Genomic DNA, 13,635 nt, shown 5'->3' with positions numbered 1-13,635 from the left:
GAAATCTATACAATAATTTGATTTCTTTTTTTACACACGACGACGTTTTGGTGGACGGCAGCCATTATGTGGAACTGGAGTAACGTCACGGATCATGCTTACTTCAAGTCCTACTGCTTGTAATGAACGGATAGCTGCTTCACGACCAGCGCCTGGTCCTTTAACAGAAACTTCAAGTGTCTTCATGCCATGTTCCATTGCTGCTTTACCAGCAGATTCTGCTGCCATTTGTGCAGCAAATGGAGTTGACTTACGAGATCCTTTAAATCCTAATCCACCAGCACTTGCCCAAGAAATTGCGTTTCCTTGTGTGTCAGTGATTGTCACGATTGTATTGTTAAATGTTGAACGGATGTGAGCAACACCAGCTTCAATATTTTTACGGGCGCGACGTTTAGGACGAGTTGTTTTGCCTTTTGCCATTCTATGCTACCTCCCTTACTATTTCTTCTTGTTTGCTACAGTACGACGAGGTCCTTTACGCGTACGAGCATTATTTTTCGAGTTTTGACCACGAACAGGTAATCCACGGCGGTGACGAACACCACGATAGCAACCAATTTCAATTAAACGCTTGATATTTAATGAGATTTCACGACGAAGGTCACCTTCAACTTTAAACCCATCAATTACATCACGGATCTTACCTAATTCTTCTTCTGTTAAATCACGTACACGAGTATCTTCTGAAACGCCAGCTTGAGCAAGAATTTGTGAAGCTCTTGTTCTACCGATACCAAATACGTATGTTAAAGACACAACTACTCGCTTATCACGAGGAATGTCTACACCAGCAATACGTGCCATTAAACCTGCACCTCCTTTTGTTAACCTTGTTTTTGTTTATGCTTAGGGTTTTCGCAAATAACCATAACCGTACCTTTTCGACGGATTACTTTGCACTTTTCACAAATCGGTTTGACTGATGGTCTTACCTTCATGTTTTTTACCTCCCTATTACTACGGAGTGCCTTCACGTGTTTCTTAAATTATTTAAAACGATACGTGATACGCCCACGTGTTAAGTCGTACGGTGACAATTCAACAGTTACTTTGTCTCCTGGTAATATACGAATAAAATGCATACGAATTTTACCTGAAACATGAGCTAAAATTTTATGTCCATTCTCAAGCTCTACTCGGAACATGGCATTTGGTAACGGTTCAATAACCGTACCTTCTACCTCGATTACATCTTCTTTGGCCATGAATTTACTCTCCTTCCATCAGGAAATTGTTATCGTTCATAAAAGTGGAAATTGCAAAACGCAATTTCGCATTGGTTACACGACCCGTTTGTTCAATACTATTTTTCACTTCTGGAGATACAAAGTCAAATAATTCTAAGTGATTGACATTCTTTTTCTTTGAACGATCTACTTTCCGTTTATCACCATCAGCAATTAGAACGAAGCGAGAATCTTCAATTTGAATAATGCATGCTACACCACCAGCATCTCTGCCTTTTAAAATTCGTACGAATTGACCAATACGAGGTACCGAATCAGGATCCATCATAATTAATCACCATCACCTAGGCTTTCGTTAAAATTTCAAACCCTGTCTCCACAATTGCAATAGTATGTTCAAAATGAGCACACATCTTTCCATCAGTAGTTACAACCGTCCAATTATCAGGAAGTGTCCGAACATACCGTTTTCCTGCATTAACCATTGGTTCGACTGCAAGCACCATTCCAGGTTTTAACCTTGGTCCTTTGTTTGGCGGTCCAAAGTGTGGAATTTGTGGATCTTCATGTAAGTTTTGACCAATACCATGGCCTACATACTCACGAACTACAGAGAAACCAAAAGCTTCTACATACACTTGTATAGCATGTGAAATATTTGATAACCGTTCACCTGGTTTTGCTTCCTCAAGTCCTTTATATAAAGACTGTTCAGTTACATCCAAAAGTTTCTGGGTCTCTTCAGAAATTTCACCTACTGCATACGTCCATGCAGAATCTCCGTGATATCCATTATACTTTGCACCAATGTCAATACTAATGATATCACCGTTCTTTAATAGTCGATCTCCTGGTATTCCGTGAACCAACTCTTCATTGACTGAAGCACAAATACTACCGGTAAATCCATTATAGCCTTTAAAAGATGGAATCGCATCATGTTGCCTGATAAACTTCTCAGCAATTAAATCTAATTCCTTCGTAGTTACGCCGGGTTTTATAAACTTTTGTAACTCTTGATGAGTCAATGCAACAATTTTACCAGCAACACGCATAATGTCTAGTTCTCTAGGCGTCTTACAGATAATCATTCATTGATCCCTTTCAACAGTTGATCTATATCTTCAAAGACTTTTGAAATTTCTTGATTACCATTAATTTTTTTCAAGTACCCTTTTGCAGAGTAAAAATCAATTAATGGTTGTGCTTGTTGCAGATTGACTTCTAAACGATTAGCGACTGTTTCAGGTTTGTCATCATCACGTTGGACAAGTTGACTACCGTCCTTATCGCAAATCCCCTCAACTTTAGGAGGATTAAACTTCACGTGATAACTAGCACCAGATGTAGGCGAAACCCAACGCCCAGTTAATCGTTCAAAAAGTTCTTCCTTTGGAACTTCTACATAAATGACTGAGTCAAGCTTTCGTTCTAGTGAAGATAACATTGTCTCCAATGCTTCTGCTTGGGCAACGGTTCTTGGAAAACCATCAAGTAAAAATCCCTTTTTACAATCTTCTTTACTTAATCTCTCACGAACAATACCGATCGTTACTTCATCTGGTACTAGGTTTCCAGCATCCATAAATGCTTTTGCCTGTTTACCTAATTCAGTACCACCTTTAATTGCTGCTCGAAACATATCCCCAGTAGAAATATGTGGGACCCCATACTTTTCTACGATTTTATCAGCTTGTGTGCCTTTACCAGCACCTGGTAGACCCATTAAAATAAGGTTCATCTTTATCCCTCCATCGTCCATTTTAACAACCGGGTATGGGGATGAATCCCCAATTCCCTACATTACTTAATAAAACCTTTATAATGTCGTTTAATTAGTTGACTTTCAATTTGTTTCATTGTATCCAACGCTACACCAACAACGATTAACAAGCCAGTTCCGCCAATCTGAACAGATGATGGTAAGTTAAGTGCAGTTGTGAAGAATGCAGGGATAATCGAAATTGCCGCTAAGAATAGGGCACCAACAAAAGTTAAACGGTATAAAATTCTTGTTAAGTAAACTTGTGTTGTTTTACCGGGACGAATGCCAGGAACATAGCCACCTTGCTTTTTAAGGTTTTCTGCCATTTGTTCTGGATTAACTTGAATAAACGTATAGAAATACGTAAATCCGATAATTAATGCTGCATAGACAAGCATCCCATAAGGATTAGAAAAATCAAAGTAGGTAGTAACCCATTTTGCTACTACATTGTCATCACCAATAAAACCAGCCACAGTTGGTGGAAAAATGAATAATGACATTGCAAAGATTACAGGGATTACCCCAGCAGCGTTTACTTTCAACGGTAAATGCGTTGAACCGCCACCAGTAGGCTTACCAGCAACTAATCTTTTTGCATATTGTACTGGAATTTTTCTTAATGCTTGTTGCACATAGATAACTCCAACAACAATTGCTAATAAAATTAGTATAAGTAATAGAATTACTACTATATTTAAGAATAGCTGATCTCCAGCATTCTCAATTCTTGTCGCATACACTTGGTTTGCCGCATTAGGTATCCCTGCAGCGATACCACCAAAGATGAGGATAGAAATTCCGTTCCCAACACCTTTTGCAGTAATCTGTTCACCTAACCACATTAGAAAGGCTGTCCCTGCAGTTAATACTAATGCGATAAAAATGTATTTGCCGACACTAGGATTTGGAATTAACCCTGGAACAAGTCGATTAAAACCAATCGACATTCCAATCGCTTGGATAAAACCTAGTACGATTGTTCCATAGCGGGTAAACTGAGCTAATTTACGCCTGCCCGCCTCTCCTTCTTTTGCCCACTCTGCAAACTTTGGTACTACGTCCATTTGTAACAATTGAACAATGATGGACGCAGTGATGTAAGGCATAATTCCCATGGCGAAAATCGAGAAATTTTCAAGGGCGCCTCCACCAAAAGTGTTTAGAAAACCGAATGCATTCATTGAGTCTTGAAACTTAAGAACATCGGCATTAGCTCCAGGAACCGGAATGAAAGCACCGATCCTAAAAACTATGAGCATTAGCAGGGTGAAAAAGACTTTACGTCGCAAATCACCCACACGCATAATATTGGAGATCGTCTGAAACATTAAATCACCTCAGTTTTTCCGCCAGCAGCTTCAATTGCTTCTACTGCAGAAGCAGAGAATTTGTTAGCCTTAACTGTAAGCTTAACTTCTAGCTTACCGTTCCCGAGGATTTTAATTCCGTCCTTTGCGTTACTTACTACACCAGTTTCAAGTAGTAATTCTGGTGTTACTTCTGTACCATCTTCGAAGCGATTTAACTGATCAAGGTTAAGGATCGCATATTCTTTTCGAGTTGGGTTTGTAAATCCACGTTTAGGAAGACGACGGTATAAAGGGTTTTGACCACCCTCGAAACCTGGTCTTACTCCACCACCAGAACGTGAATTTTGACCTTTATGTCCACGCCCAGCAGTTTTTCCGTTACCAGAACCAATACCACGTCCTACACGATTACGTTCTTTACGAGAACCTTCAGCAGGTTTAAGTTCGTGAAGTTTCATGTTGGCACCTCCTCAATCTAAAAATTAAGCTTCTATTTCTTTAACAGTAAGTAAATGAGATACTTTATTAACCATACCACGAATCGCAGCATTATCTTCTTGTACTACTGTTTGATGCATTTTACGTAAACCTAATGTGTTAACTGTCACACGTTGATCCTCAGGGCGACCAATTAAGCTTCTAGTGAGGGTAATTTCTAATTTCTTAGCCATTTACGTTCCCTCCTTATCCTAATAGTTCTTCTACGGATTTTCCGCGTAATTTTGCAACATCTTCAGCTCTTTTTAAGTTTTTAAGTCCAGTGATCGTAGCACGAACCATGTTGATAGGATTGTTCGAACCTAAAGACTTAGATAAGATGTCGCCTACACCAGCAAGTTCAAGTACCGCACGAACTGGACCACCAGCGATAACTCCAGTACCCTCACTTGCAGGTTTTAATAATACATTTCCAGCTCCGAAGTGTCCGATGATTTGATGTGGAATTGTAGTTCCAACGATCGGCACCGATACTAGATTTTTCTTTGCGTCTTCAATTGCTTTACGAATTGCTTCTGGTACTTCTTGAGCTTTACCCATACCCATACCAACGTGACCGTTTTTATCTCCAACAACAACCAGTGCAGCAAAGCGGAAACGACGTCCACCTTTAACTACTTTTGCTACACGGTTGACCGCTACTACTTTTTCTTCTAGTTCCAAAGTATTTGGGTCAATGCGCATTATTTTCCCTCCTTTGTTCTTTAGAATTGCAATCCAGCTGCTCTGGCTGCGTCTGCTAATTCTTTAACACGTCCATGGTATAAGTATCCACCACGGTCAAATACAATTGTTTCATAACCTTTTTCTATAGCACGTTTAGCGACAAGCTCGCCAACTTTTTTAGCTGCTTCAATCGTTCCGCCGTTTTCAAGATTAAGTTCTTTATCTAAGCTGTTAGCACTAGCTACAGTTACACCTGCTACATCATCAATTAATTGAGCATAGATGTGCTTAGAAGAACGGAATACATTTAAACGAGGACGCGTTGCAGTTCCAGTGATCGTACGACGAACATGTGCATGTCTCTTCATACGTGCCAGATTTTTGCTTGGCTTCGTAATCATTGAACGTCAGTCCTTTCCGTTATCTTATAGCTTACTTCTTACCAGTTTTTCCTTCTTTGCGACGAACAAATTCACCTTCGTAACGAATCCCTTTACCTTTGTAAGGCTCAGGTAAACGTACAGCGCGGATATTTGATGCAAGTGCGCCTACGCGCTCTTTATCAATACCTTTAACAGTGATTTTTGTGTTAGCAGGTACTTCAACTTCAAGACCAGCTTCAGGTTCGATTTCTACTGGGTGAGAATACCCAACATTAAGAACAAGTTTTGTTCCTTGTTTAGTAGCACGGTAACCGACACCAATTAATTCTAATTTTTTCTCATAACCATTCGTTACACCTTCAACCATGTTGCTGATGATACTACGAGTAGTACCGTGTAATGAACGGTGTAATTTATTATCAGAAGGACGCTCTACTGTAAGAGTACTTTCTTCTACTTTTACAATCATGTCAGGATGTAGCTCTCTAGAAAGCTCACCTTTAGGTCCTTTTACAGTAATGTTAATACCATCTATAGTTACTGTTACACCAGATGGGATTTGAACTGGTTTATTACCAATACGAGACATCCGATACACCTCCATTTCATTTCAATATTCTTACCAAACGTAAGCTAAGATTTCTCCGCCCATTTGTTGTTGACGTGCTTCTTTATCAGTAAGAATTCCGTTTGAAGTAGATACGATCGCAATTCCTAAACCACCTAGAACACGAGGTACTTCAGTTGCTTTTGCATATACACGTAAGCCTGGCTTACTGATACGCTTTAGTCCTGAAATTACACGTTCGTTGTTCGCACCGTATTTAAGGAAAATGCGGATAATACCTTGTTTGTTATCTTCAATATACTCAACATCGCGGATGAAACCTTCACGTTTAAGGATTTCAGCGACTTCTTTTTTTATCTTTGATGCAGGTAGCTCAAGCTTTTCGTGGCGAACAGTGTTCGCATTACGAATTCTAGTAAGCATATCTGCCATAGGATCTGTCATGACCATCTGTTTTACCTCCTTCCGTACTTGGAAATTACCAGCTTGCTTTTCTAACGCCAGGGATTTGTCCTTTATGTGCTAACTCACGGAAGCAAATCCGACATAATTTAAACTTACGAATGACTGAGTGAGGACGACCACAACGTTCGCAGCGAGTATACTCTTGTACTTTGAACTTTTGAGGGCGCTTCTGCTTTGCAATCATAGACTTTTTCGCCAAAGTTTTCACTCCTTCTTCAAATATTTACCGACTATTTTTGAAATGGCATACCCATTAATGTTAATAGTTCACGAGCTTCCTCGTCAGTATTAGCTGTAGTTACTACTACAATATCCATTCCACGAGCTTTATCTACTTTATCATAATCAACTTCTGGGAAGATTAATTGTTCTTTAACACCAAGTGTGTAGTTTCCGCGACCGTCAAATGACTTTTTAGAAATTCCACGGAAGTCACGTACACGTGGTAGGGAAACTGATACTAATTTATCTAAGAACTCATACATGCGTTCGCCACGAAGAGTAACCTTCGCACCGATTGGCATGCCCTCACGAAGTTTAAAACCTGCGATAGATTTTTTCGCTTTCGTGATAAGTGGCTTTTGACCTGTAATTTGAGTTAACTCTTCAACAGCTTTGTCTAAAGCCTTAGCGTTAGAAACAGCGTCTCCAACACCCATGTTTACAACGATCTTTTCAACCTTCGGTACAGCCATTACTGAACTGTAGTTAAATTTCTCAACTAGAGAAGGAACGATCTCGTTTTGGTACCTCTCTTTTAAACGATTCATGTGATTGACCTCCTTTCAGGATCTGACTACTTATCTAATGCTTCGCCAGATTTTTTTGCAATACGTACTTTTTTACCGTTTTCTACTTTATATCCTACACGTGTAGGTTCACCTGTTTTTGGATCGATAGGCATGACGTTAGATGAAGCAATCGGCGCTTCCATATTAATGATACCGCCTTGTGGGTTAGCTTGTGATGGTTTCGCATGCTTCTTTACCATGTTAATTCCTTCTACAAGTACACGACCTTTAGTTGGGTACGCTTCTAAAATAACGCCTTGTTTTCCCTTATCTTTACCAGAGATCACTTTTACAGTGTCACCTTTTTTTACATGCATTTTAGGTGTTGACATAATCGCACCTCCTTAAAAGGCAATTTCTAATTAGTCCGTTCATAATTATAGTACTTCCGGAGCAAGTGAAACGATTTTCATGAATTGCTTTTCACGAAGTTCGCGGGCAACAGGTCCAAAAATACGAGTACCACGAGGACTCTTATCTTCTTTAATAATAACTGCGGCATTTTCATCAAATTTGATATATGAACCGTCATTACGACGAGCGCCAGTCTTTGTACGAACGATTACAGCTTTAACAACGTCACCTTTCTTGACAACGCCTCCTGGTGTTGCTTGTTTCACCGAACAAACAATTACATCACCAATATTAGCTGTTTTGCGGCCTGAACCACCTAATACTTTAATACAAAGTACTTCACGTGCACCTGAGTTATCAGCTACTTTTAAACGAGTTTCTTGTTGAATCATACGATCTTACCTCCCTTCGGAAACAATACAAGATCTATTACATTAAATGATTACTGCTTCTTCGATAATTGCTACTAAACGGAAACGCTTATCTTTAGATAAAGGACGAGTTTCCATAATTTTTACGATATCACCGATTTTTGCAGTGTTATTTTCATCATGAGCTTTATACTTTTTTGAATACTTAACACGTTTGCCGTACAACTTATCAGTCTTGTAAGTTTCTACTAATACTGTAATTGTTTTTTCCATCTTGTCAGAAACAACTCTACCAGTGTATTCCTTACGTTGATTACGCTCAGTCATTGCGCAAACCTCCTTTCAAATTATTCGTTAGTTATTCCTAGCTCTCTCTCACGCAATACTGTTTTTGCACGAGCTATTGCTTTACGAACTTCACGAATGCGGGCTGGATTGTCTAACTGTCCAGTCGCTAATTGAAAGCGTAGGTTGAATAACTCTTCTTTCAGTGACTTAGCTTTCTGTTCAATCTCGGCAGTGGTTAAGTTACGGATTTCATTAGCTTTCATTTGCGTCACCACCCACTTCTTCGCGTTTTACAAACTTACACTTAACAGGCAATTTGTGAGCAGCTAAACGTAATGCTTCACGTGCTACTTCCTCAGTTACCCCTGCAATTTCAAACATAACTTTACCTGGCTTAACTACTGCTACCCAACCTTCAGGAGCACCTTTACCAGAACCCATTCGCACCTCAAGAGGCTTAGCTGTATATGGCTTTGATGGGAAAATTTTAATCCAAACTTTACCGCCACGCTTCATATAACGAGTCATTGCACGACGAGCAGATTCGATTTGACGATTTGTGATCCAAGAAGCTTCAACAGCTTGAAGACCGAATTCACCAAAATGTACTTCTGTACCACCTTTTGCTTTTCCACGCATTTTCCCGCGATGTTCGCGACGATATTTTACACGTTTAGGTAATAACATAATTATTTGCCTCCTTCCTCTTTTTTCGTTCCTTTCGTTGGAAGGACTTCACCACGGTAAATCCAGACTTTAATTCCTAGCTTACCATAAGTAGTGTCAGCTTCTGCTGTTCCATAATCGATATCAGCACGTAATGTGTGAAGAGGAACAGTTCCTTCGCTATAGTGTTCAGCACGAGCGATATCCGCTCCACCTAAACGACCAGATACTTGAGTTTTGATCCCTTTTGCTCCAGCGCGCATTGTACGTTGGATTGCTTGCTTCATTGCACGACGGAACGAAATACGATTTTCTAATTGACGAGCAATGTTCTCTGCAACTAATTTAGCATCTAAATCAGCTTGCTTAATTTCGAAAATATTAATATGAACTCGCTTGTTAGTAAGTTGATTTAAAGCTTTACGAAGAGCTTCTACTTCTGAACCACCCTTACCAATTACCATTCCAGGTTTAGCAGTGTGAATTGTTACATTCACTCGGTTTGCAGCGCGTTCGATTTCAATTCTAGATACTGATGCATCTTTAAGACGTTTTTCGATGTATTCACGAATTTTGATGTCTTCGTGTAATAGATCTGCATAGTCCTTAGAAGCATACCATTTTGAATCCCAGTCACGGATAACTCCTACACGAAGTCCAATCGGATTAACTTTTTGACCCACGCTTTATCCCTCCTTCTTTTCTGAAACAACGATAGTAATATGACTACTACGTTTGTTAATTCTACTTGCACGTCCCATAGCACGAGGACGGAATCTTTTTAAAGTAACTCCCTCATCAACAAACACTTCACTAACAACTAGATTGTTAACGTCCATTTCATAGTTGTGTTCAGCATTTGCAATAGCAGAGTTTAACAGCTTTTCTACTACTGGAGAAGCTGCTTTAGGTGTATGGCGTAGGATAGCTACCGCTTCACCAACTTGCTTGCCCCGAATTAAGTCTACAACTAGACGTACCTTACGAGGAGCAATACGCACTTGTTTAGCAACTGCTTTTGCTTGCATATTTAGTACCTCCTCTCATCTTAACGTCTTGTTTTCTTATCGTCTGCAGCATGGCCTTTATAAGTTCTTGTTGGTGCAAATTCACCTAACTTATGACCCACCATATCTTCAGAAACATATACAGGTACATGCTTTCTTCCATCATAAACAGCAATTGTATGACCAATAAAATCTGGGAAGATTGTTGAACGACGTGACCAAGATTTAATTACTTTCTTTTCGTCTTTTTCGTTCATCTCAACAACTTTTTTCATCAAGTGATCATCAACAAATGGTCCCTTTTTTAAACTACGACCCATGAGTGTGCCTCCCTTCGCGACTGTGCTACGGTCCTTTTGAACCGTAGTGCAATCCCGTTATTTTTTACGACGACGTACAATGTACTTGTCGGAGTGTTTATTTTTCTTACGAGTTTTGTATCCAAGAGTTGGTTTACCCCATGGAGACATTGGTGATTTACGTCCGATTGGCGAACGACCTTCACCACCACCGTGTGGGTGATCGTTAGGGTTCATTACAGAACCACGAACTGTTGGTCTAATACCTAACCAACGAGAACGACCTGCTTTACCAATGTTTACAAGTTCATGCTCAAGGTTACCAACTTGACCAATTGTAGCACGGCAATTTGAAAGGATCATACGAGTTTCACCTGAATTCAAGCGAACTAATACATATTGACCTTCTTTACCTAACAATTGAGCTTCTGTTCCAGCAGAACGAACTAATTGTCCACCTTTTCCTGGCTTTAACTCAATGTTATGAATAACAGTACCAACTGGAATGTTGATTAGTGGTAATGAATTACCTACTTTAATATCAGCTGTTGGTCCACTCATTACTTCCATACCAACTTTAAGTCCTTTTGGTGCTAGAATGTAACGTTTTTCTCCATCAACATAATTAATTAATGCAATATTAGCAGTACGGTTTGGATCGTATTCGATCGTAGCAACGCGTCCTGGAATTCCATCTTTATTACGTTTAAAGTCAATCACACGGTATTGACGTTTATGTCCACCACCATGATGACGTACAGTCAATTTACCTTGGTTATTACGTCCGCCTTTTCTATGAATCGGCGCTAGTAATGATTTTTCCGGCTTGTCAGTAGTGATCTCTTGGAAGTCTAATACAGACATCCCACGGCGACCAGCACTGGTTGGTTTATACTTTTTAATCGGCATTGTTATTTCCCTCCTTCACTTAAAACTTAAACACCTTCAAAGAATTCTAATTCTTTGCTTTCAGCAGATAACGTAACGATAGCCTTTTTACGACGAGGCGTGTAACCTGAGTGACGTCCAAATCTCTTGAACTTACCCTTATAATTCATCGTATTAACGTTAGTTACTTTTACTCCGAAGATCTCTTCGATAGCATCTTTAACTTGAGTTTTGTTAGCACGAACATCTACTTCGAAAGTATATTTCTTTTCTGACATAAGGTCAGTTGAACGTTCTGTAATCACGGGGCGCTTAATGATATCACGAGCGTTTTCCATTACGCTAGCACCTCCTCTACCTTTTGAACGGCATCTTTAGTAATAATTAGTTTGTCATGCTTTAATACGTCAAGAACGTTAATTCCTTCAGCAGTAATAAATGTTACTCCAGGAATGTTACGTGCTGATAATGCAACGTTATCGTTGTAATCAGCAGTTACTACTAACGCTTTGCGATCAGCTGATAAACCACTTAAGATTGATACCATTTCTTTTGTTTTTGGAGCATCTAACATTAAACCTTCAAGCACTACGATTTCTTCAGACAATACTTTAGTAGCTAATGCTGATTTGATCGCTAAACGACGTACTTTCTTAGGTAATTTGTAGCTGTAGCTACGAGGTGTTGGTCCGAATACTACTCCACCACCAACCCATTGAGGTGATCTAATAGAACCTTGTCTTGCACGACCAGTTCCTTTTTGACGCCATGGTTTACGTCCACCACCACGAACTTCTGAACGTCCTTTTACATCATGTGTTCCTTGACGTAATGAAGCTTGTTGCATAACAACAGCATCATGTAATACATGTTGATTTGGTTCAATACCGAATACAGCATCTGATAATTCGATATCGCCCACTTGCGTTCCGCTTTGGTTAAATAAAGCAACTTTAGGCATGAGGTATCCTCCTTTCTTTCTGTCGATTAGTTCGCTTTAACAGCGCTCTTGATAGTTACGTAGCCTTTTCTAGCTCCAGGTACATTACCTTTTACTAAAAGTAAGTTACGCTCTGTATCTACCTTAACGATTTCTAAATTTTGTACAGTGATTTGTTCGCCACCCATACGTCCAGGTAATAATTTACCTTTGAATACGCGGTTTGGAGCAACTGGTCCCATAGAACCAGGACGACGGTGATAACGCGATCCGTGAGCCATCGGTCCACGAGATTGGTTATGACGTTTGATAGATCCTTGGAAACCTTTTCCTTTAGAAATACCTGTTACGTCTACAATGTCACCTTCGCTAAATGTATCTACCTTGACTTCTTGACCAACTTCGTAAGCAGCAAAATCTGTGCCACGAATTTCCTTCATGTAGCGCTTAGGATTAGCATTGGCCTTTTCAGCATGACCTTTAGCTGGTTTAATAACGCGCGATTGCTTAACATCATCGTATCCTAATTGGATCGCAACGTATCCATCAGATTCAACTGATTTCTTTTGAAGAACAACGTTTGGAGAAGCTTCGATAACTGTTACCGGTACAACGTCGCCTTTTTCAGTGAACACTTGAGTCATTCCTAATTTTTTCCCTAAGATTCCTTTGGTCATGAGTCACACCTCCTGATATAAATAATTTATAATTTATTTGCCATTTAATTTTTGTTTGGTCTAAATATTAAAGCTTAATTTCAATATCTACGCCTGACGGTAAGTCTAAACGCATTAAAGCATCCACAGTCTGTGGAGTTGGGTTCACAATATCAATTAGACGCTTATGTGTGCGCATTTCAAACTGCTCACGAGAATCTTTGTACTTATGAACCGCTCTTAAAACCGTGTAGATTGACTTCTCTGTAGGTAGAGGGATCGGTCCAGAAACCTGAGCACCTGAACGTTTAGCTGTTTCTACGATTTTTTCAGCAGATTGATCTAGAATTCTGTGATCATAAGCTTTTAAACGAATGCGAATCTTTTGCTTTGCCATTTAATAACCTCCTTTTTCGTCCATTTTATAAACAGACATACTCCGTGAAAATTTCCTCACCTTCACCATGGCAACGGGCTCGGGTGTGTCAGCAACCTTCCACATCATCGCTGTCAACGACCAACATTAA

At 39.7% G+C, this 13,635-nt stretch carries 29 protein-coding genes; all 29 read right to left on the bottom strand.

Annotated elements, in window-relative coordinates; genetic code table 11:
* Positions 1-30: 30 nt before the first annotated feature.
* Positions 31-423 carry a 30S ribosomal protein S11 gene (gene rpsK / locus ACK4M9_RS21300; protein ID WP_261176334.1) on the bottom strand — a complete coding sequence of 131 codons (393 nt, stop codon included), beginning with the start codon at positions 421-423 and terminating at the stop codon, positions 31-33.
* A gap of 18 nt (positions 424-441) precedes the next feature.
* Positions 442-807: a 30S ribosomal protein S13 gene (rpsM, locus tag ACK4M9_RS21295; protein ID WP_409854787.1), complete on the bottom strand. Its 366-nt coding sequence runs from the start codon at positions 805-807 to the stop codon at positions 442-444.
* A gap of 20 nt (positions 808-827) precedes the next feature.
* A complete protein-coding gene (rpmJ, locus tag ACK4M9_RS21290) occupies positions 828-941 on the bottom strand; it encodes a 50S ribosomal protein L36 (protein WP_003322638.1) in 114 nt (37 codons plus the stop codon).
* Between the two features lie 48 nt (positions 942-989).
* Complete coding sequence (infA, locus tag ACK4M9_RS21285) at positions 990-1,208, bottom strand: translation initiation factor IF-1 (RefSeq protein WP_071307888.1); 219 nt, start codon at positions 1,206-1,208, stop codon at positions 990-992.
* 4 nt (positions 1,209-1,212) lie between these two features.
* Positions 1,213-1,518, bottom strand: a complete 306-nt coding sequence (locus ACK4M9_RS21280) for an RNA-binding protein (protein ID WP_409854786.1) — start codon at positions 1,516-1,518, stop codon at positions 1,213-1,215.
* 16 nt (positions 1,519-1,534) lie between these two features.
* The gene (gene map / locus ACK4M9_RS21275; protein ID WP_409854785.1) at positions 1,535-2,281 is read right to left on the bottom strand and encodes a type I methionyl aminopeptidase; all 747 of its coding nucleotides are present in this window, start codon (positions 2,279-2,281) and stop codon (positions 1,535-1,537) included.
* Complete coding sequence (locus ACK4M9_RS21270; RefSeq protein WP_409854784.1) at positions 2,278-2,931, bottom strand: adenylate kinase; 654 nt, start codon at positions 2,929-2,931, stop codon at positions 2,278-2,280. Before ACK4M9_RS21270 ends, map begins: the two co-directional genes overlap by 4 nt.
* Positions 2,932-2,993: 62 nt before the next feature.
* Positions 2,994-4,286, bottom strand: a complete 1,293-nt coding sequence (gene secY / locus ACK4M9_RS21265; RefSeq protein WP_409854783.1) for a preprotein translocase subunit SecY — start codon at positions 4,284-4,286, stop codon at positions 2,994-2,996.
* Positions 4,286-4,726, bottom strand: coding sequence for a 50S ribosomal protein L15 (gene rplO / locus ACK4M9_RS21260; RefSeq protein ID WP_409854782.1), 441 nt, complete (start codon positions 4,724-4,726; stop codon positions 4,286-4,288). The genes secY and rplO overlap by 1 nt, the downstream gene beginning before the upstream one ends.
* A 24-nt stretch (positions 4,727-4,750) precedes the next feature.
* A complete protein-coding gene (gene rpmD, locus ACK4M9_RS21255; RefSeq protein WP_012957154.1) occupies positions 4,751-4,939 on the bottom strand; it encodes a 50S ribosomal protein L30 in 189 nt (62 codons plus the stop codon).
* Positions 4,940-4,952: 13 nt separating this feature from the next.
* Entirely contained in the window at positions 4,953-5,453 is a 501-nt protein-coding gene (gene rpsE / locus ACK4M9_RS21250; protein WP_409854807.1) for a 30S ribosomal protein S5, read from the bottom strand.
* Positions 5,454-5,470: 17 nt separating this feature from the next.
* Positions 5,471-5,833 (bottom strand): 50S ribosomal protein L18, encoded by a 363-nt coding sequence (gene rplR / locus ACK4M9_RS21245; RefSeq protein ID WP_409854781.1) that lies wholly within the window; start codon positions 5,831-5,833, stop codon positions 5,471-5,473.
* 31 nt (positions 5,834-5,864) lie between these two features.
* A complete protein-coding gene (rplF, locus tag ACK4M9_RS21240; protein ID WP_409854780.1) occupies positions 5,865-6,404 on the bottom strand; it encodes a 50S ribosomal protein L6 in 540 nt (179 codons plus the stop codon).
* Between the two features lie 30 nt (positions 6,405-6,434).
* Positions 6,435-6,833, bottom strand: coding sequence for a 30S ribosomal protein S8 (gene rpsH, locus ACK4M9_RS21235; RefSeq protein WP_409854779.1), 399 nt, complete (start codon positions 6,831-6,833; stop codon positions 6,435-6,437).
* Between the two features lie 28 nt (positions 6,834-6,861).
* On the bottom strand, positions 6,862-7,047 hold the full coding sequence (locus tag ACK4M9_RS21230) for a type Z 30S ribosomal protein S14 (RefSeq protein ID WP_409854778.1): 186 nt from the start codon (positions 7,045-7,047) through the stop codon (positions 6,862-6,864).
* 31 nt (positions 7,048-7,078) lie between these two features.
* Entirely contained in the window at positions 7,079-7,618 is a 540-nt protein-coding gene (gene rplE / locus ACK4M9_RS21225; protein ID WP_409854777.1) for a 50S ribosomal protein L5, read from the bottom strand.
* Positions 7,619-7,644: 26 nt separating this feature from the next.
* Positions 7,645-7,956 (bottom strand): 50S ribosomal protein L24, encoded by a 312-nt coding sequence (gene rplX, locus ACK4M9_RS21220; protein ID WP_409854806.1) that lies wholly within the window; start codon positions 7,954-7,956, stop codon positions 7,645-7,647.
* Between the two features lie 60 nt (positions 7,957-8,016).
* Positions 8,017-8,385 carry a 50S ribosomal protein L14 gene (gene rplN, locus ACK4M9_RS21215; protein WP_071315280.1) on the bottom strand — a complete coding sequence of 123 codons (369 nt, stop codon included), beginning with the start codon at positions 8,383-8,385 and terminating at the stop codon, positions 8,017-8,019.
* Positions 8,386-8,427: 42 nt separating this feature from the next.
* Positions 8,428-8,691 carry a 30S ribosomal protein S17 gene (gene rpsQ, locus ACK4M9_RS21210; protein WP_409854776.1) on the bottom strand — a complete coding sequence of 88 codons (264 nt, stop codon included), beginning with the start codon at positions 8,689-8,691 and terminating at the stop codon, positions 8,428-8,430.
* A gap of 20 nt (positions 8,692-8,711) precedes the next feature.
* The gene (gene rpmC, locus ACK4M9_RS21205; protein ID WP_071307874.1) at positions 8,712-8,915 is read right to left on the bottom strand and encodes a 50S ribosomal protein L29; all 204 of its coding nucleotides are present in this window, start codon (positions 8,913-8,915) and stop codon (positions 8,712-8,714) included.
* Positions 8,905-9,339, bottom strand: a complete 435-nt coding sequence (gene rplP / locus ACK4M9_RS21200) for a 50S ribosomal protein L16 (RefSeq protein WP_129077100.1) — start codon at positions 9,337-9,339, stop codon at positions 8,905-8,907. Before rplP ends, rpmC begins: the two co-directional genes overlap by 11 nt.
* A gap of 2 nt (positions 9,340-9,341) precedes the next feature.
* Positions 9,342-10,001 carry a 30S ribosomal protein S3 gene (rpsC, locus tag ACK4M9_RS21195; RefSeq protein WP_409854775.1) on the bottom strand — a complete coding sequence of 220 codons (660 nt, stop codon included), beginning with the start codon at positions 9,999-10,001 and terminating at the stop codon, positions 9,342-9,344.
* A gap of 3 nt (positions 10,002-10,004) precedes the next feature.
* A complete protein-coding gene (rplV, locus tag ACK4M9_RS21190; protein WP_409854774.1) occupies positions 10,005-10,346 on the bottom strand; it encodes a 50S ribosomal protein L22 in 342 nt (113 codons plus the stop codon).
* A gap of 20 nt (positions 10,347-10,366) precedes the next feature.
* Positions 10,367-10,645: a 30S ribosomal protein S19 gene (gene rpsS / locus ACK4M9_RS21185; RefSeq protein ID WP_409854773.1), complete on the bottom strand. Its 279-nt coding sequence runs from the start codon at positions 10,643-10,645 to the stop codon at positions 10,367-10,369.
* Between the two features lie 57 nt (positions 10,646-10,702).
* Positions 10,703-11,533 carry a 50S ribosomal protein L2 gene (rplB, locus tag ACK4M9_RS21180; RefSeq protein WP_409854772.1) on the bottom strand — a complete coding sequence of 277 codons (831 nt, stop codon included), beginning with the start codon at positions 11,531-11,533 and terminating at the stop codon, positions 10,703-10,705.
* A 26-nt stretch (positions 11,534-11,559) separates the two neighbouring features.
* The gene (rplW, locus tag ACK4M9_RS21175) at positions 11,560-11,850 is read right to left on the bottom strand and encodes a 50S ribosomal protein L23 (protein ID WP_409854771.1); all 291 of its coding nucleotides are present in this window, start codon (positions 11,848-11,850) and stop codon (positions 11,560-11,562) included.
* The gene (rplD, locus tag ACK4M9_RS21170; protein ID WP_409854770.1) at positions 11,850-12,473 is read right to left on the bottom strand and encodes a 50S ribosomal protein L4; all 624 of its coding nucleotides are present in this window, start codon (positions 12,471-12,473) and stop codon (positions 11,850-11,852) included. The genes rplW and rplD overlap by 1 nt, the downstream gene beginning before the upstream one ends.
* A gap of 26 nt (positions 12,474-12,499) precedes the next feature.
* Positions 12,500-13,129, bottom strand: coding sequence for a 50S ribosomal protein L3 (gene rplC / locus ACK4M9_RS21165; RefSeq protein WP_409854769.1), 630 nt, complete (start codon positions 13,127-13,129; stop codon positions 12,500-12,502).
* A gap of 67 nt (positions 13,130-13,196) precedes the next feature.
* Positions 13,197-13,505, bottom strand: coding sequence for a 30S ribosomal protein S10 (rpsJ, locus tag ACK4M9_RS21160; RefSeq protein WP_071315270.1), 309 nt, complete (start codon positions 13,503-13,505; stop codon positions 13,197-13,199).
* Between the last annotated feature and the right edge of the window lie 130 nt (positions 13,506-13,635).

The sequence above is a fragment of the Anaerobacillus sp. genome (assembly GCF_046314235.1).
GTDB lineage: Bacteria > Bacillota > Bacilli > Bacillales > Anaerobacillaceae > Anaerobacillus.
Note: the sequence above shows the minus strand (reverse complement) of the source record. Positions and strands in the feature narration are given on the sequence as shown.

Coding starts and splice junctions, on each gene's coding strand:
- rpsK (WP_261176334.1), bottom strand. CDS start 423: ATGGCAAAAGGCAAAACAACTCGTCCTAAACGTCGCGCCCGTAAAAAT.
- rpsM (WP_409854787.1), bottom strand. CDS start 807: ATGGCACGTATTGCTGGTGTAGACATTCCTCGTGATAAGCGAGTAGTT.
- rpmJ (WP_003322638.1), bottom strand. CDS start 941: ATGAAGGTAAGACCATCAGTCAAACCGATTTGTGAAAAGTGCAAAGTA.
- infA (WP_071307888.1), bottom strand. CDS start 1,208: ATGGCCAAAGAAGATGTAATCGAGGTAGAAGGTACGGTTATTGAACCG.
- ACK4M9_RS21280 (WP_409854786.1), bottom strand. CDS start 1,518: ATGATGGATCCTGATTCGGTACCTCGTATTGGTCAATTCGTACGAATT.
- map (WP_409854785.1), bottom strand. CDS start 2,281: ATGATTATCTGTAAGACGCCTAGAGAACTAGACATTATGCGTGTTGCT.
- ACK4M9_RS21270 (WP_409854784.1), bottom strand. CDS start 2,931: ATGAACCTTATTTTAATGGGTCTACCAGGTGCTGGTAAAGGCACACAA.
- secY (WP_409854783.1), bottom strand. CDS start 4,286: ATGTTTCAGACGATCTCCAATATTATGCGTGTGGGTGATTTGCGACGT.
- rplO (WP_409854782.1), bottom strand. CDS start 4,726: ATGAAACTTCACGAACTTAAACCTGCTGAAGGTTCTCGTAAAGAACGT.
- rpmD (WP_012957154.1), bottom strand. CDS start 4,939: ATGGCTAAGAAATTAGAAATTACCCTCACTAGAAGCTTAATTGGTCGC.
- rplR (WP_409854781.1), bottom strand. CDS start 5,833: ATGATTACGAAGCCAAGCAAAAATCTGGCACGTATGAAGAGACATGCA.
- rplF (WP_409854780.1), bottom strand. CDS start 6,404: ATGTCTCGTATTGGTAATAAACCAGTTCAAATCCCATCTGGTGTAACA.
- rpsH (WP_409854779.1), bottom strand. CDS start 6,833: ATGGTCATGACAGATCCTATGGCAGATATGCTTACTAGAATTCGTAAT.
- rplE (WP_409854777.1), bottom strand. CDS start 7,618: ATGAATCGTTTAAAAGAGAGGTACCAAAACGAGATCGTTCCTTCTCTA.
- rplX (WP_409854806.1), bottom strand. CDS start 7,956: ATGCATGTAAAAAAAGGTGACACTGTAAAAGTGATCTCTGGTAAAGAT.
- rplN (WP_071315280.1), bottom strand. CDS start 8,385: ATGATTCAACAAGAAACTCGTTTAAAAGTAGCTGATAACTCAGGTGCA.
- rpsQ (WP_409854776.1), bottom strand. CDS start 8,691: ATGACTGAGCGTAATCAACGTAAGGAATACACTGGTAGAGTTGTTTCT.
- rpmC (WP_071307874.1), bottom strand. CDS start 8,915: ATGAAAGCTAATGAAATCCGTAACTTAACCACTGCCGAGATTGAACAG.
- rplP (WP_129077100.1), bottom strand. CDS start 9,339: ATGTTATTACCTAAACGTGTAAAATATCGTCGCGAACATCGCGGGAAA.
- rplV (WP_409854774.1), bottom strand. CDS start 10,346: ATGCAAGCAAAAGCAGTTGCTAAACAAGTGCGTATTGCTCCTCGTAAG.
- rpsS (WP_409854773.1), bottom strand. CDS start 10,645: ATGGGTCGTAGTTTAAAAAAGGGACCATTTGTTGATGATCACTTGATG.
- rplB (WP_409854772.1), bottom strand. CDS start 11,533: ATGCCGATTAAAAAGTATAAACCAACCAGTGCTGGTCGCCGTGGGATG.
- rplW (WP_409854771.1), bottom strand. CDS start 11,850: ATGGAAAACGCTCGTGATATCATTAAGCGCCCCGTGATTACAGAACGT.
- rplD (WP_409854770.1), bottom strand. CDS start 12,473: ATGCCTAAAGTTGCTTTATTTAACCAAAGCGGAACGCAAGTGGGCGAT.
- rplC (WP_409854769.1), bottom strand. CDS start 13,129: ATGACCAAAGGAATCTTAGGGAAAAAATTAGGAATGACTCAAGTGTTC.
- rpsJ (WP_071315270.1), bottom strand. CDS start 13,505: ATGGCAAAGCAAAAGATTCGCATTCGTTTAAAAGCTTATGATCACAGA.